Source organism: Kitasatospora acidiphila (assembly GCF_006636205.1).
Lineage (GTDB): Bacteria > Actinomycetota > Actinomycetes > Streptomycetales > Streptomycetaceae > Kitasatospora > Kitasatospora acidiphila.
Genome location: NZ_VIGB01000003.1, coordinates 4,337,572 through 4,359,863, shown reverse-complemented (window position 1 = coordinate 4,359,863; position 22,292 = coordinate 4,337,572). Strand labels below are relative to the sequence as shown.

15 protein-coding genes and 3 pseudogenes are annotated in these 22,292 nt (G+C 71.3%); 17 read left to right on the top strand and 1 reads right to left on the bottom strand.

Features of this window, described 5'->3' with window-relative positions:
* Positions 1 to 75 precede the first annotated feature (75 nt).
* From E6W39_RS20490 to E6W39_RS20440, 11 genes and pseudogenes are all read left to right on the top strand, one after another.
* Complete coding sequence (locus E6W39_RS20490; RefSeq protein ID WP_141634761.1) at positions 76 to 1,695, top strand: efflux RND transporter periplasmic adaptor subunit; 1,620 nt, start codon at positions 76 to 78, stop codon at positions 1,693 to 1,695.
* A complete protein-coding gene (locus E6W39_RS20485) occupies positions 1,695 to 2,546 on the top strand; it encodes an ABC transporter ATP-binding protein (protein WP_141634760.1) in 852 nt (283 codons plus the stop codon). Before E6W39_RS20490 ends, E6W39_RS20485 begins: the two co-directional genes overlap by 1 nt.
* On the top strand, positions 2,543 to 3,754 hold the full coding sequence (locus tag E6W39_RS20480; RefSeq protein WP_141634759.1) for an ABC transporter permease: 1,212 nt from the start codon (positions 2,543 to 2,545) through the stop codon (positions 3,752 to 3,754). The genes E6W39_RS20485 and E6W39_RS20480 overlap by 4 nt, the downstream gene beginning before the upstream one ends.
* A 7-nt stretch (positions 3,755 to 3,761) precedes the next feature.
* A complete protein-coding gene (locus tag E6W39_RS39540; RefSeq protein ID WP_181799369.1) occupies positions 3,762 to 4,430 on the top strand; it encodes a hypothetical protein in 669 nt (222 codons plus the stop codon).
* Positions 4,431 to 4,558: 128 nt separating this feature from the next.
* Positions 4,559 to 5,260: a VC0807 family protein gene (locus E6W39_RS20470; protein WP_141634757.1), complete on the top strand. Its 702-nt coding sequence runs from the start codon at positions 4,559 to 4,561 to the stop codon at positions 5,258 to 5,260.
* A 202-nt stretch (positions 5,261 to 5,462) separates the two neighbouring features.
* Positions 5,463 to 6,308 (top strand): response regulator transcription factor, encoded by an 846-nt coding sequence (locus E6W39_RS20465; RefSeq protein WP_228718246.1) that lies wholly within the window; start codon positions 5,463 to 5,465, stop codon positions 6,306 to 6,308.
* 4 nt (positions 6,309 to 6,312) lie between these two features.
* Positions 6,313 to 7,842 (top strand): sensor histidine kinase, encoded by a 1,530-nt coding sequence (locus E6W39_RS20460; protein WP_220140243.1) that lies wholly within the window; start codon positions 6,313 to 6,315, stop codon positions 7,840 to 7,842.
* 255 nt (positions 7,843 to 8,097) lie between these two features.
* Positions 8,098 to 9,651 carry a cytochrome ubiquinol oxidase subunit I gene (locus E6W39_RS20455; RefSeq protein ID WP_141634756.1) on the top strand — a complete coding sequence of 518 codons (1,554 nt, stop codon included), beginning with the start codon at positions 8,098 to 8,100 and terminating at the stop codon, positions 9,649 to 9,651.
* A 19-nt stretch (positions 9,652 to 9,670) separates the two neighbouring features.
* Positions 9,671 to 10,671, top strand: a pseudogene (cydB, locus tag E6W39_RS20450) (cytochrome d ubiquinol oxidase subunit II).
* 27 nt (positions 10,672 to 10,698) lie between these two features.
* Positions 10,699 to 14,378: pseudogene (cydD, locus tag E6W39_RS20445) on the top strand (thiol reductant ABC exporter subunit CydD).
* On the top strand, positions 14,332 to 14,685 hold the full coding sequence (locus E6W39_RS20440) for an antibiotic biosynthesis monooxygenase family protein (RefSeq protein ID WP_141634755.1): 354 nt from the start codon (positions 14,332 to 14,334) through the stop codon (positions 14,683 to 14,685). The pseudogene cydD and the gene E6W39_RS20440 overlap by 47 nt, the downstream one beginning before the upstream one ends.
* Before the next feature lie 84 nt (positions 14,686 to 14,769).
* Here E6W39_RS20440 and E6W39_RS20435 read toward each other — a convergent pair whose 3' ends face one another.
* The gene (locus E6W39_RS20435; RefSeq protein ID WP_220140242.1) at positions 14,770 to 15,894 is read right to left on the bottom strand and encodes a CPBP family intramembrane glutamic endopeptidase; all 1,125 of its coding nucleotides are present in this window, start codon (positions 15,892 to 15,894) and stop codon (positions 14,770 to 14,772) included.
* On the opposite strand from E6W39_RS20435, the gene E6W39_RS20430 reads away from it, so the two are divergent.
* The 6 genes and pseudogenes from E6W39_RS20430 to E6W39_RS20410 all read left to right on the top strand — a co-directional run bounded on the left by E6W39_RS20430 (position 15,848) and on the right by E6W39_RS20410 (position 22,161).
* A complete protein-coding gene (locus E6W39_RS20430; RefSeq protein WP_220140241.1) occupies positions 15,848 to 17,059 on the top strand; it encodes a sensor histidine kinase in 1,212 nt (403 codons plus the stop codon). The two genes, E6W39_RS20435 and E6W39_RS20430, sit on opposite strands and share 47 nt — an antisense overlap.
* Complete coding sequence (locus E6W39_RS20425; protein ID WP_141634752.1) at positions 17,047 to 17,721, top strand: response regulator transcription factor; 675 nt, start codon at positions 17,047 to 17,049, stop codon at positions 17,719 to 17,721. Before E6W39_RS20430 ends, E6W39_RS20425 begins: the two co-directional genes overlap by 13 nt.
* A gap of 354 nt (positions 17,722 to 18,075) precedes the next feature.
* Positions 18,076 to 18,675 (top strand): annotated as a pseudogene (locus E6W39_RS44235) (DUF6801 domain-containing protein); the annotation flags it as partial.
* Between the two features lie 330 nt (positions 18,676 to 19,005).
* On the top strand, positions 19,006 to 19,314 hold the full coding sequence (locus E6W39_RS39535; RefSeq protein ID WP_181799367.1) for a hypothetical protein: 309 nt from the start codon (positions 19,006 to 19,008) through the stop codon (positions 19,312 to 19,314).
* Positions 19,315 to 19,435: 121 nt separating this feature from the next.
* Positions 19,436 to 19,855: a hypothetical protein gene (locus tag E6W39_RS20415; RefSeq protein ID WP_220140240.1), complete on the top strand. Its 420-nt coding sequence runs from the start codon at positions 19,436 to 19,438 to the stop codon at positions 19,853 to 19,855.
* A 131-nt stretch (positions 19,856 to 19,986) separates the two neighbouring features.
* On the top strand, positions 19,987 to 22,161 hold the full coding sequence (locus E6W39_RS20410) for an NACHT domain-containing protein (protein ID WP_141634749.1): 2,175 nt from the start codon (positions 19,987 to 19,989) through the stop codon (positions 22,159 to 22,161).
* The last annotated feature ends 131 nt before the right edge of the window (positions 22,162 to 22,292 follow it).

The following is a 22,292-nucleotide window of genomic DNA, read 5'->3' as shown; positions in this document are numbered from 1 at the left end:
CTGGACTGGGTGCTCCAGTGTCCACCCAGGCGGCGCCCAGGGCTTCGCAAGAGCCCGGGGCGACCCTTGACAGCCATGAAGGTCCTCCCGCGACGGCGTGGCGCCGTCCTCGTCAACTCGGTGCTCGGCGCGGCCCTGGTCGCCGGCGGGGTGCTGGCGTACACCACCGTGAACAGCACCAGCAGCGCGGCGGCAAGCAAGCAGACAACCCGGACCGCGACCGTCAGCAAGGGCACGGTCCTGGCCACGGTGTCCGGATCCGGCACCCTCTCCTCGCCCACCGACGCGGGCGAGGACTTCGTGACCGGCGGAAAGCTGACCGCCGTGAAGGTGGCGGTCGGCGACACCGTCACCCAGGGCGAGGTGCTGGCCACCGTGGACACCACCGCGGCGCAGCAGACAGTGGACGCGGCCAACGCGGCGCTGTCGACGGCGCAGGCGGGAGTGGACTCGGCACAGGCCAACCTGACCAAGGCGCAGGCGGGGACCACCACGACCAGCACCGTGCCGGTCGGGCAGGCGGGCAACACGGCGGTGCAGGCGTCGTTCACCGGCCCCGGTTCCGGCGGTGGCGGCTCCCGCCCCTCGCCGTCGCCGGATCCGTCGGCCTCGTCCGGCTCGGCCGCGCCCACCAGCTCGACGTCCGGCGACCAGACGTCGGCCTCGTCGACTTCCCGCGGCGGCGGCAGCAGCAACAACGGCGGCAGCGGCGGCGGCAGTAACGGTGGCAGCACCGGCGGCGGCGCCCCCGCCCCGCAGACCACCACCATCACCACCACCAAGGTCGACCCGGCCGCCGTGGCCCAGGCGCAGCAGCAGCTGACGCAGGCCCAGCAGCAGCTCGCCACCGCGCAGACCAACGTCACCAACGCCCAGACCGCGCTGGCCGGCACCACGCTGACCGCCTCGGTCGGTGGCACCGTCGCGTCGGTCGGCGGCAAGGTCGGCGACACCGTCAGCGGTACCGGCGGTACCGGCGGCTCCGGGGCGACGGGCTCGGGCGGCAGCGGCAGTGGCAGCTCCTCGGCGTCGAAGAGCACCTCCAGCAGCACCGGCTCCAGCACACCGTCCGGCTTCATCGTGATCACCAACCCGAGCGGCATGCAGGTGACCGCGGACTTCTCCGAGCTGGACTCGCTCAAGCTGCAGAAGAACCAGTCCGCCACCGTCACCCTCAACGCGCAGTCCGACACGGTGCTCGGCGCGACCGTGCTGAGCGTCAGCTCGCTGCCGGTGAGCAGCGGCTCCAGCGGAGGCGGTGCCAGCTCCGGCGGCGCGGTGCAGTACGCCGCGGTGCTGCAGATCAACGGCGACACCAGCAAGCTGCGCACCGGCATGAGCGCGACCATCTCGGTGGTCACCGGCAAGGCGGACGACGCGCTCTCGGTGCCGGCCGCCGCGCTGGCCGGCACCGGCACCAGCCGGACCGCCACCGTGGTCAACGCGGACGGCACCACCTCGCGGGTCAACGTCACCGTCGGCATCCAGGGCGACACCACCGACCAGGTGGTCTCCGGTCTGAACGAGGGCGACAAGGTGGAGATCATCCCGACCACCGCGGGCGGCAGCAACGGCTTCCCGAGCGGCGCCTTCCCCGGTGGCTTCGGCGGTGGCGGCTTCGGCGGCGGTGGTCGCGGCGGGGCCGGTGGTGGCGGTGCCCGGACCGGTGGCGGCGGCAGCAAGGGCGGCAACTGATGATCCGCCGCACCCGCAAGTCGCGGGCGGCCGAGGAGCGGCGGCAGGGCCCGCCGCCCCCGGTCATCCAGGTCCACCGGCTCACCAAGTCCTACGGCCACGGCGACGCGACCGTGCACGCGCTGCGCGGTCCGTCCGACCCGGCCACCGGTGAGCCGCACGGTGTGACGCTGGACATCGAGCAGGGCGATTTCGTTGCGGTGATGGGCAGTTCGGGCTCCGGCAAGTCCACCTTGATGAACATCCTGGGCTGCCTAGACGTGCCGACCGCGGGCCGCTACCTGCTGGACGGCGTGGACGTCGGGCACCTGGACGAGCAGCAGCTCTCGCTGGTGCGCAACCGCAAGATCGGCTTCATCTTCCAGTCGTTCAACCTGGTGCCCCGCACCACCGCGCTGGCCCAGGTGGAGCTGCCGCTGGCCTACGCCGGCGTGCGGGCGGCCGAGCGGCGCCGGCGCGCCGAGGCGGCGCTGTCGCTGGTCGGCCTGGAGCAGCGGATGGACCACAAGCCCAACGAGCTCTCCGGCGGCCAGCAGCAGCGCGTCGCGGTGGCCCGTGCGCTGGTCACCGCGCCCGCCATGCTGCTGGCCGACGAGCCCACCGGCAACCTGGACAGCCGCTCCACCGAAGAGGTTCTGAACATCATCGACGGACTGAACGCGACCGGCCGAACGGTCGTGCTGATCACCCATGAGGACGAGGTGGCCGCCCACGCCAAGCGCGTGCTGCGGCTGGTCGACGGCCAGGTGGTGTCCGACGTGCGGCAGGGCGCCGTGGCCGGACCGCCGCCGCTGCTCGCCGACACCCTCGCGACCACTCGGCAGATCCCGCTGGTCGGAGGCCCCCGATGATCCTCTGGCAGATGATCCGCTTCGCCTTCGCGGGCCTGGCGGCCAACAAGGTGCGCTCCGCGCTCACCATGCTCGGCGTGCTGATCGGTGTCGCCTCGGTGATCCTGCTGCTCGCCGTCGGCAACGGCTCCTCGGTGGCGGTGAAGAACTCCATCACCGCGCTCGGCACCAACTCGCTCACCGTGACGTCCGGTTCGAGCGGCGGCGCCCGCACCGCGAGCACCGTGAAGAAGCTGACCGTGGACGACGCCCGGGCGCTGGCCGATCCGAGCACCGCGCCCGACATCAAGTCGGTCGCCCCGGTGGTCACCACCACCGCGGCCGCTGACTACGGCAACATCTCGTACACCCCCGGCTCGGTGATCGGCACCTACCCGGCGTACTTCGAGACCGCCAACGAGAAGATCGCCCACGGCGACTACTTCAGCAGCGACGACGTGCTCAACTCCCGCAAGGTGGCGGTGATCGGCTCGACCACCGCGCAGCAGCTGTTCGACACCGAGGACCCGGTGGGCAAGCAGATCAGCCTGGGCGGCACCCCGTTCACCGTGGTCGGCGTGCTGGCCACCAAGGGCGGTGCCACCGGCTTCAACGACCCGGACGACGTGGTGATCGCCCCGCTGCCGACCGTGCAGAACGCCTTCACCGGCTTCAGCTCGGTCAACCAGATCCTGGTGGAGGCGACTTCGGCCGACACCACCACCCAGGCCCAGTCCGAGATCACCCAGATCCTGATGGGCACCCACTCGCTGACCGACCCGACCAAGCTGGACTTCCGGGTCAGCAACCAGTCGCAGCTGCTCAGCGCGCGGGAGAGCACCAGCCAGACGTTCACCGTGCTGCTCGGCGCGGTCGCGGCGATCTCGCTGCTGGTCGGCGGGATCGGGATCACCAACATCATGCTGGTGACGGTGACCGAGCGGACCCGGGAGATCGGCATCCGCAAGGCGCTGGGCGCGCCCAAGGCGGTGATCCTGGGGCAGTTCCTGGCCGAGTCCACCTTGCTGTCGGTGATCGGCGCCGGGCTCGGAGTGGCGGTCGGGATGCTCGGCTCGCACTTCAGCGTGGTCGGCATCAAACCGGTGGTGATCCCGTCCTCGGTGCTCGGCGCGTTCGGCATCGCGGTCGCCATCGGCCTGTTCTTCGGCAGCTATCCGGCCAACCGGGCCGCCTCGCTGCGACCCATCGAGGCCCTGCGGCACGAGTGAGGAACCCATGAGCATCGACAACGAGCTCACCGAGCTCACCGGCCCCATGGCCGACCCCCTCGACCCGGCCGAGCTGCTGGCCACCCCGCCGGACGCGCGGGACATCAGCGCCGAGCTGGCCGCCCCGCCGCGCCGCAAGCTCCCCTGGCTCACCCTGCTGCTGGCCGGCGGGGTGATCGCGGCCGGCGCCTTCGCCGGCGGGGCCTGGTACCAGAAGCAGTACGGCGCCACCGGCGGCGGCAACCGGGCGGCGGCCGCGGCGGCGGCGCAGCGCGGCGCCCAGGGCGGCGGCCGGACTCGCGGTGGCGGCTCCCAGGGCGGCGGCGGTCAGGGCGGTGCCGGCGGCTTCACCCGCGGCACGGTCAAGCTGGTGGACGGCAGCACCGTCTACCTCACCGACGCCAACGGCAACATCGTCAAGGTGACCACCGACGGCTCCACCAAGGTCTCGGTCTCCCAGGACGGCAAGGTCGGCGATCTGCAGCCGGGTCAGAGCGTGACGGTGGTCGGCACCCCGGACGGCTCGGGCGGCTACTCGGCCAGCCAGCTGACCGAGGGCGGCGCGGCCGCGCCCGGCGGCTTCGGTGGCAGCGGCGGTGGCTTCGGCGGGGGTGGCTTCGGCGGCGGCAGCGCCGGTGGCGGCAACGCCGGTGGCGGTGCGAAGAACGGCGGGTGACGCCTCCTCAGGAGCGAAACCGGATCCTCTCCTTCTCTATACCGGGACCCCGCTGTTCCGCCACAATGTGCGACGCGTCGGCGATAGTGCGCCGGCGCGTCGCACATTCACTTCCCCGGGGGAATAGCTTGTCCAGTTCCGCTCCGCCGGCCGCTCCTGCCCGCAAGGGCTCCAGCGCGGCGCTCGGTTGGTTGATCTCCATCGGCTTCAACGTGGTGGCGCCGATCCTGATCTACAACCACTTCCACGGCCACACCAGCGAGTACCTCGCGGTGCTGCTCTCCGGCCTCGGCCCGGTCATCGACATCGCGATCTACCTGGCCTGGCACCGCCGGGTCGACGAGTTCGCGGTGGTCTCGCTGATCTTCGTCGCGCTCACCGTGGTCGTCTCCTTCATCGGCCCGCACGACGCCAAGCTGCTGCTCGCCAAGGACTCGGCGATCACCGGCCTGTTCGGGGTGCTCTGCCTGGTCACCCTGCTCGCGCCCAAGCCGCTGATGTTCTACTTCGGCCGCAAGTTCGCCACCGACGGCACCGCCGAGCAGGTCGCGTGGTGGAACGGCCTGTGGCAGTACGAGGGCTTCCGCACCGTGCAGCGCAACCTCACCATCGGCTGGGGCGTGGGCTTCCTGCTGGAGGCGGCGATCCGGCTGGTCTGCGTCTACACGCTGCCCCACGGCCAGGTGGTCACGGTGAACAGCATCCTGCCGTACGCCTTCACCGGGGCGCTGATCTTCTGGACGATGATGTACGCCAAGCGCTCCCGGGCCCGTGGTGAGGCCGCCCGCGCGGCGCTGGCGGCCCAGTGCGAGCCGGGCGCCACCGCCTGATCTTCACCGGCGCCACCGGCCAGGCGTTCACGAACAAGCCGGTGGCCGCATGCCAACGCGGTGTGACCGCGCCGATCCGGTTGGTCTCGTCGAATACAAAGGGACCAACCGGCTCATGCATTTTTCACAGATTTCGCGTAGCCTCCGGAACCGTCTGTCATCCGATCGGAAGAACGCCCAGAGCCGGGAGGCCCGCCACGTGATGCCAGGGATCGCCACCCAGGAAACCGTCCGCCCAGGAACGGCCGCCGGCGCGCAAGCCCCGATCGGCCAGCCCAGCGGTGAGGCCTTCCTGCTCGTGGTGGACGACGAGCCGAACATCCGCGAGCTGCTCTCCGCCTCGCTGCGGTTCTCCGGTTTCCGGGTCGAGTCGGCCGCCACCGGTGAGGAGGCGCTGGCCGCCATCGCCGAGGAGCGGCCCGACCTGGTGGTGCTCGACGTGATGCTGCCCGACCTGGACGGCTTCACGGTGGTGGAGCGGCTGCGCGAGCAGACCCGCCGCCAGCAGATCGCCAACCCGGCCGGCCTGGCCGCCCGCCCCGGCCGTCCCCGCCCCTCCGAGCACCTGCCGGTGCTCTTCCTCACCGCCAAGGACGGCACCGAGGACAAGGTGCACGGCCTGGCCGCCGGTGCGGACGACTACGTCACCAAGCCGTTCAGCCTGGAGGAGCTGATCGCCCGGATCCGGGCGATCCTGCGCCGGGCCGGCGGACCGGCCGAGGACGGCCGCCTGGTGGTCGCCGACCTCACCCTGGACCCGCTGGCCCACGAGGTCACCCGGGACGGCCGCCCGGTCTCGCTGTCGCCCACCGAGTTCAAGCTGCTGCACTACCTGATGGCCAACGTCGGCCGGGTGGTCTCCAAGGCGCAGATCCTCGACCACGTCTGGGCCTACGACTTCGGCGGCGACCTCAGCATCGTCGAGTCCTACATCTCCTACCTGCGCCGCAAGTTGGACGCCGGGCCGGAGCACGGCCCCAAGCTGATCCACACCGTGCGCGGCATCGGCTACGCGCTGCGCCGCCCGCCCCAGCAGAACCAGGACTGACCTGGTGCGGCGACTGGCCCGGCTGCGCGGGCGCGTGCTGAAACCGCTCTCGCTGCGGGCCAGGCTGCTGGTGCTCACCCTGGTGCTGGTCGCCGCCGGTCTGGTGGTCAGCGACCTGGTGGTGCTCGGCACCGTGCGCAACCAGATGACCAGCCGGCTCGACCAGCAGCTGGAGCGGGTCGGCACCCAGATGGCACACCGCAACTGGCCGCGCGGTTCTGCTGGGCCCGCCAACTCGCCGTTCGCCAGCGACAACCTGATCGCCAGCCGGCGGGGCACGCCGGCCGGTCTGCCCAGCGTCTACGAGGTGCGGATGCTGGCCGCCGACGGCACCGTGCTGCGGTCGATGCGGCAGCCGATGGCGCCCTCCGACCCCGGTCTCCAGCTGCCGCCCTTCACCGCCGCGCAGCTGGCCGACCGTGTCGGCGACGCCTTCGACGTGCCCGGCCAGAACGGGGACGGCGACGACCCCTGGCGGGTGCTGATCCTGCGGACGGACGGCACCGCCCCGGGCTCCCCGACCACCTCCGCCTACGTGGTGAGCGCCGCCTCGCTGGGCGATGTGTACTCCACGGTGGAGCGGCTGCAGATCGCCTTCGTGGTGATCGGCGGCGCGGTGCTGGTGCTGCTCGGCGGGGTCGGCTTCTTCGCGGTGCGGGCCGGGCTGCGCCCGCTGCGCCGGATCGAGAACCGCACCGCGCTGATCGCCGCCGGTGAGCTCTCCCAGCGGATGCCCGAGCTGCCGACCTCCACCGAGGTCGGGCGGCTCGCGCAGGCGCTCAACGGCATGCTCGACCAGATCGAGTCGGCGTTCGCCGCCCGGGCCGCCTCCGAGTCGAGGATGCGCCGCTTCGTCGCCGACGCCTCGCACGAGCTGCGCACTCCGCTGGCCGGGATCCGCGGCTTCGCCGAGCTCTACCGGATGGGTGCGCTGCGCGAGGAGGCCGACGTCAAGCGGACCATGGGCCGGATCGAGGCCGAGGCCCAGCGGCTGGGCGGCCTGGTCGAGGACCTGCTGACGCTGGCCCGGCTCGACGAGGAGCGCCCGCTCGACCTGGCGCCGATGGACCTGCGCACGCTGGCCGCCGACGCGCTGCACGATCTGACCGCGCTCGACCCGAGCCGGCCGGTCTCGCTGACCGGCCCCGGCGGCATCGGCGCGCCCGGCGCCGCGCCGGTGCTGGGGGACGAGGCGCGGCTGCGCCAGGTGGTCAGCAACATGGTCGGCAACGCGGTCAAGCACACCCCGCGGGGCACTGCGGTGCGGATCGGAGTGGGGTCGGTGAACGGCTCGTGCCTGCTCGAAGTGGCCGACGCCGGACCGGGGTTGACGAACGATCAGGCGGAGCGGGTGTTCGAGCGGTTCTACCGGGTGGACGCCTCGCGCAGCCGGCTCGACGGCGGTGGCGCGGGCCTCGGCCTGGCCATCGCGGCAGCCCTGACCCGCGCCCACGGCGGCGAGCTGACCCTGGAGACCGGAGACGGCGTGGGCGCCGTCTTCCGGGTCGCGCTGTCGTCGGCGACAGGCTCCTGACCAGCGTCTTCACACCGCTGTGAGCGGTTTAACAGCACCCCCGCCGCATCGTGCTGATGGTGTGTAGGTCATACTGTTCGCAGGCCTTGTGAAAGTGTTCACGTTCACAAGCTCACTAGCTTGACCTGCCTTGGTGTGGTTTGCGACAAAGCACACCTTTGCCGGTTAAGTGAGGCAGGATTCTGGTGAAATCCGGTCAGAACGGACAGCTGTCCGCTCCGGGACCGGGCGGCGATCAGCAGGGAAGAGGCCGAGGTGGAGCTGGCAATCGCTCACGAGACCATCGCCCGATGGCAGTTCGGGGTCACCACCGTCTATCACTTCCTGTTCGTGCCGCTGACCATCAGCCTGGCCGCGATGACCGCCGGGCTGGAGACCGCCTGGGTCCGCACGGGGAAGCAGAAGTACTTCCACGCCACCAAGTTCTGGGGCAAGCTCTTCCTGATCAACATCGCCATGGGCGTGGTGACCGGGATCGTGCAGGAGTTCCAGTTCGGCATGAACTGGTCCGACTACTCGCGCTTCGTCGGTGACGTCTTCGGCGCCCCGCTCGCGATGGAGGCGCTGATCGCCTTCTTCTTCGAGTCCACCTTCATCGGCCTGTGGATCTTCGGCTGGGACAAGCTGCCGAAGAAGCTGCACTGCGCCTGCATGTGGCTGGTGTCGATCGGCACCATGCTCTCCGCCTACTTCATCCTGGCCGCCAACTCCTGGATGCAGCACCCCACCGGCTACCGGATCAACCCGGTCACCGGGCGGGCCCAGCTCACCGACATCGGCAAGGTGCTCTTCCAGGACACCACCCTGGTCGTGGTTTTCCACACCCTCACCGCCGCCTTCCTGACCGGCGCCGCCTTTGTGGTGGGCATCGCCTCGTACCACCTGTGGAAGGCCAAGCAACGGGCCCGGGCAGGTCAGAGCACTGACGGCCGCAAGGTCGCCTCGATGCGCACCTCGCTGCGGCTCGGTCTGGTGATGGCCGTGGTCGCCGGCCTGGGCACCGCGGTCAGCGGCGACACCCTGGCCAAGGTGATGTTCGAGCAGCAGCCGATGAAGATGGCCGCCGCCGAGGCGCTCTGGAACACCGAGCAGCCCGCCCCGTTCTCGATCTTCGCGATCGGCGACGTCAGCAAGGGCCACAACTCGGTCGAGCTGCAGATCCCCGGGATACTGTCCTTCCTCGCCAAGAGCAACTTCACCGACGCGGTGCCCGGCATCAACGACACCGCCGCCGCCGAGGCCGCCAAGTACGGCGGCAGCCCGCAGGACTACATCCCGAGCGTCTTCGTCACCTACTGGGGCTTCCGCCTGATGATCGGGTTCGGCATGACCTCCTTCGTGGCCGGGCTGATCGGACTATGGACCACCCGCAAGCGGCGGTTCCTGGCCCCCGAGTTCCGCACCGGCGACGACGAGCCGCCGCGCCTGATGCTCACCCCCACCCGGGAGATGGGCCCGCTGCTCACCAAGTGGAGCTGGCGGATCGGCATCCTGACCATGGGCTTCCCGCTGATCGCCAACAGCTTCGGCTGGATCTTCACCGAGATGGGCCGGCAGCCCTGGAGCGTCTTCGGCCTGCTGAAGACCGCCAACTCGGCCTCGCCCAACGTCAGTGTCGGGACCCAGATCGGCGCGTTCATCACCTTCACCGTGCTCTACGCGATCCTCGCCGTGATCGAGGTGCGGCTGCTCGCCAAGTACGCCAAGGCCGGCCCCGACGTCGACGAGCAGCCGCCCGCCAAGGACCCGGTGCTTCGCGGTCCCGGGGCGGACCAGGACGCCGACCAGCCGATGGCCTTCGCCTACTGAGCCCGGAAAGGAACTCGCCATGCACCTTCACGACGTCTGGTTCGTGCTGATCGCCGTCCTGTGGATCGGGTACTTCTTCCTGGAGGGCTTCGACTTCGGAGTCGGCATCCTCACCAAGCTGCTGGCCCGCGACCGTTCCGAACGCCGGGTGCTGATCAACACCATCGGCCCGGTCTGGGACGGCAACGAGGTCTGGCTGCTCACCGCGGGCGGCGCGACCTTCGCGGCCTTCCCCGACTGGTACGCCACCCTGTTCAGCGGCTTCTACATTCCGCTGCTGATCATCCTGGTCTGCTTGATCGTGCGCGGCGTCGCCTTCGAGTACCGACACAAGCGCAGCGGCGACGCCTGGCAGAACGGCTGGGAGCAGGCGATCTTCTGGAGCTCGCTGCTGCCGGCCTTCCTCTGGGGGTGGCCTTCGCCAACATCGTGCACGGCGTCGACATCGACCAGCAGAAGAACTACGTCGGCACGTTCTGGGACCTGCTGAACGGCTATGCGATCCTCGGCGGCCTGGTCACCCTGTCGCTCTTCGTCTTCCACGGCGCGGTCTTCACCGCGCTGAAGACGGTCGGCGACATCCGGGTCCGGGCGCGGGCGTTCGGGCTGCGGGCCGGACTGCTGACCGCCGCGCTGGCGGCCGCGTTCCTGATCTGGACCCAGGTCCACCAGGGCGACGGCTGGAGCCTGGCGGCCCTGGTGGTCGCAGTGCTCGCCCTGGTCGGCGCGCTCGCCACGCTGCGGATCGGCCGGGAGGGCTGGGCGTTCACCCTCTCCGGGCTGACCGTGGTGGCCGCCGTCGGCATGCTCTTCCTGGCGCTGTTCCCGGACGTCATGCCGTCCACGCTCAACCCGGCCTGGAGCCTGACCGTCAGCAACGCCTCCTCGGCCGCGTACACGCTCAAGGTGATGACCGTCGTGGCGGCCGTCTTCACGCCGCTGGTGCTGCTCTACCAGGCCTGGACGTACTGGGTGTTCCGCAGGCGGATCGGCGTGCAGCACATTCCGGTCGAGCACTGAGTTCCGGCTAGTGAGCGGGGAGTTGACGTGAAACCGGTGGATCCGCGGCTGCTGGCCGAGGCACGGGCGGCGCGGCGGTTCATGGCGGCCACCGTGCTGCTGGGGGCGGTGGGTGCCGCGCTGACCCTGGCGCAGGCGACGCTGATCGCTGAGATCGTGGTCCGCTGCTTCCAACACGGGCAGGGTGTACGGGCGTTGGCGCTGCCGCTGGGGCTGCTCGCGCTGGTGGCGCTCGGCCGGGCGGGCGTCGCCTGGCTCACCGAGCTGGCCGCGCACCGCTCGGTGGCCCGGGTCAAGTCCCGGCTGCGCGGGCGGCTGGTCGAGCACGCCACCGCGCTCGGCCCGGCGTACCTGGCCGGCCGCCGCACCGGTGAGCTGGTCACCCTGGCCACCCGGGGCATCGACGCGCTGGACGACTACTTCGCCCGCTACCTGCCGCAGTTGGCCCTCGCCGTGGTCGCCCCGGCGGTGCTGCTGGCCCGGATCCTCGGCGCCGACTGGGTCAGCGCCGCGATCATCGTCGGCACGCTGCCGCTGATCCCGCTGTTCATGGTGCTGATCGGCTGGGCCACCCAGGGCCGGATGGACCGTCAGTGGCGCTCGCTCGCCCGGCTCTCCCACCACTTCCTCGACGTGGTCGCCGGCTTGCCGACGCTGAAGGTCTTCGGCCGGGCCAAGGCCCAGGCGGCGGCGGTCCGCAAGATCACCGACGACTACCGCCAGGCCACCCTGCGCACCCTGCGCCTGGCCTTCGTCTCCTCCTTCGCACTGGAGCTGCTGGCCACCATCTCGGTGGCGCTGGTCGCGGTGTCGATCGGCTTCCGGCTGGTGGACGGGTCGATGGACCTGGAGACCGGCCTGCTGGTGCTGATCCTGGCGCCCGAGGTCTACCTGCCGCTGCGCCAGGTCGGCGCGCTCTACCACGCGAGTGCGGAGGGGCTGGCGGCGGCGGGCGAGGTGTTCGCCGTGCTGGAGACGCCGCTGCCGTCGGCGGGTGCGGTGCCGGCGCCTTCGCTGGTCGGGGCGTCCTTGGTGATTGACGGCGTGACGGTTCGCTACCCCGGGCGGGTGGAGCCGGCCGTCGACGGGGCCGACTTCTCGGTGGCGGCGGGCCGGACGGTGGCGCTGACCGGACCCAGCGGCGCGGGGAAGAGCACGCTGCTGGCGGTGCTGCTGGGGTTCGTTCCTTTGGAGAGCGGGTCGGTGACGGTCGTCGCGGCCGACGGGCAGGCGTATCCGCTGGGGTCGCTGGACCTCGCGTCCTGGCGGGCCCAGATCGCCTGGGTGCCGCAGCGCCCGCACCTGTTCGCCGGCACGGTCGCCGAGAACGTCCGGCTGGCCCGCCCCGAGGCGTCGGACGCGGAGGTCGCCGATGCCCTGCGGGCGGTGGGCGCCCTCGGATTCGCCGCGCCGGACACCGTGCTGGGGGAGGGCGGCACCGGGCTCTCGGCCGGGCAGCGGCAACGGCTGGCGCTGGCCAGGGCGCTGCTGGCCGACCGTCCGCTGGTGCTGCTCGACGAGCCGACGGCCAACCTGGACGCCGAGAGCGAGGCAGCGGTCGTGGACGCCGTGCGGGCGCTCACCGCCGACCCGCGCCGCACCGTGCTGCTGGTTGCCCACCGCCCGGCGCTGCTGACGCTGGCGGAGGAGCGGGTGGCGGTGGGGGTGCTCCGGTGGCGGCTGCTGCGGTGCCGACATCGACGGTGAGCGCACGGGGTGACGCCCCGTCAGCGGAGGCGGGCGCTCCTGCGTCGCTGCCCGCCTCCGGTACCCAGCTGGCTTCCCCCGGCACCCCACTGCCCGCCTCCGGTACCCCGCTGGCTTCCCCCGGCGCGCCGCTCCGCAGGCTCTCCCGGCTGTTCCGCACCGCCGAGGCCGGGCGCCCCCGGCGGCGGTTCTGGCTGGCCGTGCTGCTCGGCTCGCTGGCGCTCGGCTGCGCCGTCGCGCTGCTCGCCACCTCCGGGTGGCTGATCTCCCGGGCTTCGCAGCACCCGCCGGTGCTCTACCTGATGGTGGCGGTCACCTCGGTGCGCGCCTTCGGCGTGGGGCGCGGCTTCTTCCGGTACGCCGAGCGGCTGGTCTCGCACGACGCCGTGCTGCGCACCCTGGGCAGCCTGCGGGTCACCGTGTACCAGCGCCTGGAGCGGCTGGCCCCGGCCGCGCTGCCCGCGTTCCGGCGCGGCGACCTGCTCTCCCGGCTGGTCGCCGACGTCGACTCGGTGCAGGACTGGTACCTGCGCTGGCGGCTGCCCGCCTGCGTGGCCGGTGCGGTGTCGGTCCTGGTCTCCGTCGGCCTGGGCCTGCTGGTGCCCGCCGCCGGGGTGGTGCTCGCGCTCGGCCTGCTGCTCACCGGGGTCGCGGTGCCTCTCCTGGCCGCCCGGGGCTCCTCGCTGACGGAACGTCAGCAATCGCCTGCGCGCGGCACGCTGGCCACCGCCGTGGTGGACACCTGCACCGGCACCGCCGAACTCACGGTCGCCGGCGCGCTGCCGAGCCGCCTGGCCGCCGTCCGGGCCGCCGACGCCAGGCTGACCCGGCTGGCCGCCCGCTCGGCCGGGACCACCGCGCTCGGCGCCGGGCTGACCGCACTGCTCACCGGGCTCACGGTGGCCGGGTGTGCGGCGGTCGGCGTGCAGGCGGTGGCCGGCGGTCGCCTCTCCGGGCTCTGCCTGGCCGTCGTCATCATCACCCCGCTCGCCGCCTTCGAGGCGGTGGCCGGGCTGCCCGCCGCCGTCCAGGTGCGCGAACGCAGCCGGGCGGCGGCGGAGCGGCTCACCGACGTCCTCGACACCCCGGACCCGGTGGTCGAGCCCGCGTCCCCCGCGCTCCCTCCGGCCGACCCGTTCCCGCTCGCCGTCCGCGGCCTGCGTGCCCAGTACCCGGGGCAGCAGGGCCATGCCCTGGACGGCGTCGACCTCGACATCGCCGCCGGTCAGCGGATCGCGGTGGTCGGCCCCTCGGGCTCCGGCAAGACCACGCTGGCCCAGGTGCTGCTGCGGCTGCTCGACCCGACCTCGGGGAGTGTCACGCTCGCCGCAGAGTATCCACAGGCTGTGGATACTCGTTCCCTGGACGGCGACGCGGTCCGCCGCCTGATCGGCCTCTGTGCCCAGGACGCCCACGTCTTCGACAGCTCCCTGCGCGAGAACCTCCGCCTGGCCCGGCCCGACGCCACCGACGCCGACCTGCGCGCCGCCCTCGCCTCGGCCCGCCTCCTCGACTGGGTCGACACCCTGCCCCAGGACCTGGACACCATGGTCGGCGAACACGGCGCCCGCCTCTCCGGCGGCCAGCGCCAGCGCCTCGCCCTGGCCCGCGCCCTCCTCGCCGACTTCCCCCTCCTGATCCTCGACGAGCCCGCCGAACACCTCGACCTCCCCACCGCCGACGCCCTGATGGCCGACCTCCTGGCGGCCACCGAAGGCCGCGCCACCCTCCTGATCACCCACCGCCTCACCCCCCTGGCAACGGCCGACGTGGACGAGATCCTGGTGCTGGCAGACGGGCGGGTCGCGGAGCGCGGCAGCTGGGGCGAGTTGATGGCCCGCCAGGACGGCCGGCTGCGCGGCCTCTGGGAGCTGGAGACGATGGCGAGCGCGTTGAGGTTCAGGCCGTTTCCGGGGCTGGATCACCGGATGAGTCCCGCCTTACGGTGGCGCCATGAGCAATCACCCCGAAGCGCCGGTCGCGCCCGTCGAGGCCTATGAACCCCCGTACTACGTCGCTGTGTTCACCGCGGTGCGGACCGAGGACCAGAGCGGCTACAGCAAGACCAACGCCCGCATGGAAGCCCTGGTGAAGGACATCCCCGGCTACCTGGGCATGGACTACGCGCAGACCCCCGGCGGGCTGGCCATCACCGTCGGGTACTTCCGCGACGCCGACGCCCTCAAGCAGTGGCAGTCCAACGCCGAACACCGCGCAGCACAGAAGCGCGGCCAAGCCGAGTGGTACCAGAGCTACACGCTCCACGTGGCGAAGGTGGAGCGGAGCCACGGGTTCACGCGGGCGTAGGCAGGCGCGCCCAGACGACCTCGTTGATGAGGCCGGCCTGGTGATCGACACTGCTCGCATCCGGCCTTCGCAAGGGCTCGGGTGCTAGCGGGACGCGGTCAGCCGACCTTCCACCGCCGGCAGGGGCTGGTCCCGCCCGGCGCGCCGTCGGTAGGCCAGCCAGCTGCCCAGCACGGCGAGGGCGGTCACCGGCCAGGTCGAGATGCTCAGCGGTCCGGCGAGCAGCGGGTCGACGAGGCGGCCCGACACCTCGCGGGTGAGCGGCAGCGTGAACTCGTTGAGCGACAGGTGCGCCGCGACGGCCGCCCACACCGATCCGGTGGACAACCGGACGGTGGCGATCACCGTTCCGAGCAGCATCGCGGTCACCACGGCGACGGGTATGCCCAGCAGCACCGAATGGCCGGGGTAGCTTCCGCCGAGCGCCGTCATCGGGACGTGCCACGCCCCCCAGATCGCGCCGCCGATCAGGAGGCCCCGGGTCCTGCCGTAGCGGAGCAGCCGGGGCAACAGGTAGCCCTGCCAGCCGAGTTCCTCACCGAAGTACAGCGGTACGGACAGCAGCGCGCTCAGCACGAGCGGCGCGACGGTGGCCGGCCCGGGCAGGTGCGCCGGGGTGTACCAGCCGACGAGCGCGGCCACGGTCAGGCCGGCGGCGGTGAGGCCGAGCGGGATCGTCAGCGCGACCGCGACGGAGCGGACTTCGTGACGCCACGGTGTGGCCCTGGCGAGTCCGAGGACCCGTACGGCCTGGCGCGGTCCCCGGCCGCGCGCGGTGAGACCGAACGCAGTCAGCGCCGGCACCAGCATCATCAGGATCATGCACAGCGCCGCGAGCCGCGGCGTCCCCTGCGCGGCGCTCGTCCGGCGGAGGCCTTCCACCCAGAGTGGGATCATCGTGATCCACGCACCGATGAAACTGATCGACAAGAAGAGGATGAGATCGGAGCGGGAGCTGCCCGAAGTGCTGGTTCGTTCCATGGCTTTGACGCTACGAACCGCAGGGTGACCGGGGCGATCGTGCAGGCTCGCCGACCAATGGTGTAGCACGCTCCACTGCGGCGGGAGGCCGAGAAGGGGAAGACTGGCCGCCGTGAACGACTTATCGATGACGCGAGCGAGCGCGGCGCGTTCGGCCCGTGCCGCCGGGTACTGCGCAACCGTGTTCGTCCGCGCACTGGCCCTGGTCGTGCTGGTGCCCGTCCTCATGTACTCGGCCGTACTGTGCCTGGTCGGTCTGGGTCTGCTCATCCTGCCGCTCGAGCTCCGGCTGCTGCGCCGGCTGGCCGACGGCGAACGCGACCGGCTGGGACGGTGGGCGGCGGCGTCCACGCCACCGGCCGGGCCGCAAGCGCGAAGGCGCCTGATGGCGGTGCTGTCGGACCCGGCAACCGGCCGCGACCTGCGGTGGGCAGCCGTCATGACGGTCGCCGGCACCGCACTCGGGCTCATCGGCGCGGCGCTGTTCCTGTTCCCGGCGGCCGTGCTCGTGCTCGTGGGCCTGTGGTGGCTGTTCCCCGCGGACGATCCGATCAGGCTGATCCTGAACGTCCCGATCGACAGCTGGGGATCCGCGGTCTACGCCGGGGTGCCGCAGTTCCTGCTGAGCGTGCTGCTCGCCCTGGTCGGCCCGCCGCTGCTCGCCAGGCTGGCGGCGTCCGTGAGCCGGTGGCTGCTCGCCCCCTCGGCCGCCGCGGTCCTCGCCGAACGCGTGTCGACACTGGACCGGACACGCACCGGGGCGATCGACGCGCACGGCAACGAACTGCGCCGCATCGAACGGGACCTGCACGACGGCACCCAGGCCCGGCTGGTGTCCCTGGCCATGCAACTCGGGCTCGCCGAAAGGACGCTGAGCGCCGACCCCGCCGCGGTCGGCCCGCTGCTGACCCGGGCACGGGAGGGCGCCGAGGAGGCAATGGCCGAACTGCGCGACGTGCTGCGCTCCGTCTACCCGCCGATCCTCGCCGACCGGGGCCTCGCCGGTGCGGTCTCGGCGGTCGTTGCCCGCTGCCCGGTGCCCGCCACCGTCGAACTCGGCGAACTCGGGCAGCCCGGCGGACCCGGCGGACCCCGCGGACTCGGTGACGTACCGGCGCAGATCGAGGTCGCCGTGTACTTCGCCATCACCGAGGCTCTCACCAACGTGGCCAAGCACGCCCACGCCGGCTCCGTGTCGGTCACCCTGGCCAGGGCCGGCGGCACGCTCCGCGCGGAGATCACCGACGACGGCCGCGGCGGGGCAGCCGAGGGCGGGGGCACCGGGCTGCGCGGCATCCGGCAGCGCATCGAGGCAGTCGACGGTGTACTGCGGGTCCAGAGCCCACCGGGCGGGCCCACCGTGATCACTGTGGAGTGCCCGTGCGGATCGTGATCGCCGAGGACAACGCGCTGCTCGCGCAGGGGCTGACCGCGCTGCTGGAGGCCCTGGGAAACGAGGTGCTCGCCACGACCGAGGACGCCGAGTCCTTCGTGGCGGCCGCCGTCACCCACCGGCCGGACGTGGCCGTGGTGGACGTCCGCCTCCCGCCGTCCTTCACCGACGAGGGCATCAGGGCCGCGCTGCGCGCCCGGGAACACGTCCACGGCCTGCCGATCCTCGTACTCTCCCAGTACGTCGAGGACACCTACGCCCGAGAACTGCTCGCCGACGGCACCGGCGTCGGCTACCTGCTCAAGGACCGGGTCGCCCGCGTCGATGACTTCGTCGACGCGCTCCACCGGGTCGCAGCCGGCGGCACGGCGCTGGACCCCGACGTGGTCCGGCAGTTGCTCGCGACCCGCGGCAACCCGCTGTCGCGGCTCACCGAACGCGAACGCGAAGTACTCGCGCTGATGGCCCAGGGATACGGGAACTCCGAGATCGCCGATCGCCTCGTGGTCACCGAGCGGGCCGTGCACAAGCACGTCGGAAACATCTTCGTGAAGTTCGACCTCCCGCCCGAGGACAGCGGCGACCGGCGCGTCCTCGCAGTTCTCACCCACCTCGGAGCCCCCCAGCGCCGATCCCGACGGCCTGGACCGGAAGCCGACTAGAAGGGAGGACACCTGCAGGCGCTGCGGGACTGGAGGTGACGGTGTCGTGCAGGGCGAGCGCGACCGCCTCGCGCCTACCGAAGGCCGCGTCACCCTTCCCCAAGGCGAAGTGATGCGGGGGCGCCTGGGCTGGTGAGCCAGCGGCGACTTGATCATCCTCGCTCTCCTGGGCAGTCGCTCCATGGCTCCACACGGCCTGCACGTGCTCGCTGGTTGCTGAAGGAGCTGGCGGGTATCTGAGTCACCGTCAGCAATAGTGCAAAGTACGACACGTCGGCTGCAATCATCCGTTTATGACCGATCGCCACACTGACTGGTACCGGGGAATCGGAGAGGCCGCCGCGGGGAGTGATCATGAATGTCGCGCTCGGCAAGGGACGCCGCGCGGGAGGGTTCGGGGCACGGACCGTCCTCAGGGTGGCGGCAACGGTCCTGGCTGCCGTCGGGGTGGCGGCGGTGCCCGACGCCGAGCCCTCCGCGGCTGCCTCTGCCTCGCTCACACTGCGCTACAACTGCTCGGATGGGGGGGTGTTCGGCGCCACCGCAGACGTCACGATCGAGGCGGATGTCCCGACCTCGATGGTGGTGGGCCTCAGCCCGACGTTCACCATCCGTGCGACGATGAAGGTGGACCCGTTCTTCGCACAGTCCGCGGCCGCCTTCGGCGCCACGAGCATGGACGGATCGGCGGACGGTTACGGCACCGTGGTGGCGCCACAGGGAAACCTCGCGGAACACATGGGCATGTCCGTTGCCAGGACTGCCATCCCGGCGTCCGGCCCCTTGATGCTCACGGCGACCGGCACCGCGCCTCCCGTGCAACTCAACCAGCCAGGTCCCGGGAAGATCACCATCGGGAATTTCAACGCGCAGGTCACCCCGAGGACGGCGAGCGGTGCGCCGACCGTCCTGGGCCCAGTTGGTGGGACCTGCACGGTGGCCTCCGGACAGAACACCGTCCTCGGGTCCTTCGTGGTGACGGAGCCCCCCTCGCGGACGCCCTCGCCCCCCTCGGGGTCGACGGGTGGCGGGAACCCCGGCACCCCGACCGCGAGGCCCTCGGGCACCGGGACCGGTTCATCGTCGGGCGGAGCGGGCGCGACCGGCGGCGGAACAGGCGGAGCGGGCGCGACCGGCGGCGGAACAGGCGGATCGGGTGCGACCGGCGGCGGAACAGGTGGATCGGGTGCAACCGGCGGAGGGGGTGCAACCGGCGGAGTAGGTGGAGCGGTTCCGTCGGGCGGACCGGGCGGCACGGGCGGACCGAGTTCGTCGGGATCCGCTGTGCCCACCCCGGTACCGTCAACTCCCGGCACCGCGACCACGCCGACCAGTACGCCGAGCCCCAGGCCGAGCGGCGGCGCCCCGATCAGTACCGCCTCGCTCCTACCGGCCAGGCACGAGCACTTCCCGTATCCGCTCCTGATCGCTGCGGTCCTGGTCGCAGCCGGCATCGCCGCCGCCGTCCTCACTGCCTGGAACAGGAAACGCCGCCTTCGCAAACCAGTGCTGACGTACGGTCAGGTGAGCGAGCCCGTGGCCGCCGAGAACACCGGGATCAGCACGACGGCCCCGGAGGACCCCTGGGATTGAGATCGACGTCCTGCTCGGCCGCCGCCGCTGGTTCGTAGCTTTGCGCCGTGCGGCCGGGTGCTTGCAGCTATGGTCGGTGTACTGGCGAACGTGTCCTGTAGAGGGGGCGAACGTGGTGGGCATGGAGCTTGTCGTGGGCTATTTCTTCGCGTGGGCCGTGCGCAAAGCACGGCGGGTGGCCGGCCGGGCGGATGCGGAGGTCGATTCGGCGCTGGACGCCGGGATGGAGCGCCTGCACGAGGTGGTGGTCTCCCGGTTGGGTGCCGAGCCGGCGCTGAAGAACATGACGCAGGAGGCTGCCTCCGAGCGGGCAGAGCTGACCGTGCGAACCCGGAAGCGGTTGGAGCTGGCGTTGGAGGAAGCGGCCGACCAGGATGCGGAGTTCGCCGAGGCGCTGCAGCAGGCCGTGAACCAGGTCGAGGCAGCTGACGAGCCCGCCGGCCCGGAGTCCGGCAAGTACAACATCGGCGGGATCACCACCAATGGGAATACAGCGATCGTGATCGGCGACGGGAACAAGCAGAACAACACCTTCAAGTGACCGCTGCGGAGCCTGACGCTGAGGGGGATCACTGCCGAAGGGCCGGCGGCGATCACGAGCAGCAAGAACAGCCGACAGGACAACCGCTTCAGGTCCAAGTGACCGCTGCGGAGCCTGACGCTGAGCGGGGCATGGTCTTCAACACCGCAATCGTGATCGGCGACAACAACGTCCAGAACAACTACTTCGGCGAGAAATTCGTCGATCCGCTGGAGACGGCGGTGCAGAAGCTGGCAATGGCGGTGGAGGCGCAGTGGCTGGAGGAAGCCGCTCTGCGCGGTCTGGCGGCCCCGGAGCCCTTTCCCGTTCGCTGGCGTGCGAGCTCCATCGAGGAGACCGGTGACCATCTCCGCCTGACAGGGGATCCGGTAGCGGGCAGCGTTGCCGATCTGGCTGCCTTCGCCAGCGTGTTCAAGGGCCTGAATTGGCGCAGGCTGGTCGTGCTGGGCGACGCGGGCAGCGGCAAGAGCACCCTGGCAGTGCTGCTGGTGATCGAGCTGATCCGGCAGATGGGCGAGGGGGATCCGGTCCCGGTCCTGCTCACGCTCGCCTCCTGGCGACAGCATGAGCACCTGAAGGAGTGGCTGGGACGGCAGCTGGCACGAGAGTACCCATGGCTGGACGCCAGGACGGCCAGCAAGCTCGTTACCTACCGGCGCGTCCTGCCGGTTTTCGACGGCTTGGACGAACTGCCCGAAGAGGAGCGGCCGGTCGCACTGAAGGAGCTCAACAAGGTCCTCGGGGAGGGCGGACCCCTGATCCTGACCTGCCGGAAGGACGACTATCTCAAAGCAATCTCGCCCGCGTCCGTGATCCGCAAGGCCGCCGTGGTCGAGCCCGAAGCCCTGACTGCCCCGGAAGTCTCGACCTACCTGTTCGACAGCGCCACCCCGCAGCACCAGAGGCTCTGGAAGCCGCTCACGGACGCGCTGGTCCGGGACCCGTCCGGCCCTGCGGCCACAGCCCTGACGGTTCCGCTCATGCTGTGGCTGTGCCGGGCCGTCTACGAGTATCCGATCGAGGGCAGGCTTCCCGGGGACCTCGCCGATCTCCGGCGCTTCCCAACCGATACGGCAATCAAGAGTCACCTGCTGGAATCGCTGGTCCCATCGGTCTACCCGAGCGGCCCGCTGCCGCCACGCCAACTCGACCGCAAGGCGCCGGACGAATGGCCCACAGACGAACGGCACCGGGATCCGAAACGTGTGACCGCTTGGCTCAGCTACCTCGCCCGCGAGCAGCGCCCCAACCTCGCGTGGTGGGAACTGGACACCGCCATGGGCCTGATGACACGCATGATCCTTATCGGACTGGTGTCCGGGACAGGCGTCGGACTCATCGTCGGAGTCACGGACGCGATCCTCGGCGTTCTCATCTTCGCCCCACCTGGGCACGGGCTCGGGTACAGGCTGGGGTACGGACTCGCCAACGGGATCTCGGACGCACTGCTCAACGGCGTCCCGGCTGCACTGGTCTTCGCACTCGCGCACGGGATCGGGTTTCTCTTCCGGGGCGCGGCGCTGGAGCCCTCGCGCGTGTGGACGCCCATCGGCAACCGGGCAGAGAGGTCAGGGGCCAGGTCTCCGGGCGAGATCCTGGCACGAGCCGGGATCGGATCCCTGGCAGGGCTCGTGGCCGGGGCCGGGGTGGGGGCCCTGAACGGGTTCCTGCCCGCTCTGTTCTCCGGGCGTGAGGTGTGGGTCAGGTACGGGCTGGTGGAGGGGGTGATCTTCGCGGTCTCGTTCGCACTCGCAGGCGGGCTCGTAGGCGCCTTGATGGCCTGGCTCGAGGCTCGCATCGCCCTCGAAAGAGCCCCCGGGCCCCGCGACCTGCTGGACCAGAACCGCAAGACCGTGCTCCAGCAAATGTTCGTGTTCGCACCACTGCTCGGAATCGTGTCCGGGGCCGGGTGCATGCTCAGCGGCGAGCTGTTGCACCACTCCCTGTGGGGCATTGGAATCCAGCCGGCCCTCACCGACGGGCTCAGAGTGGCCTTCCTCATAGCGCTTGGAGGCGGGCTCGGAAGCGCCCTCAGCCTGACCGCATGGGGCCGGTGGGTGGTCGTCGCCCGCATCTGGCTGCCGTTCACCGGACAGCTGCCCTGGGACGCGATGGCGTTCCTCGAAGACGCCCACCGGCGCGGCGTCCTGCGCCAGGTCGGCGCGGTCTACCAGTTCCGCCACGAGTGGCTTCAAACCCACTTCGCCCAATCATCGGAAACACCGCAACCGGTAACTGACCGCCAGGAGTGCGCGATGGGCCTCGTGCCCTGCGGAGGCGCCGGCGAGGTCGATGGAGAGCAGTGAGGTGGCACAGGGCTCTAGCGAGGCTGGTGGCGAGCAGCAGTGCGGGTGTTGAGTCGCCGCTCCTCCCGGGGCGGGGAGCGGATCAGCCGTCGTGCCCACCCGGACTGACTCAGGGAGCGGCAGATATCACG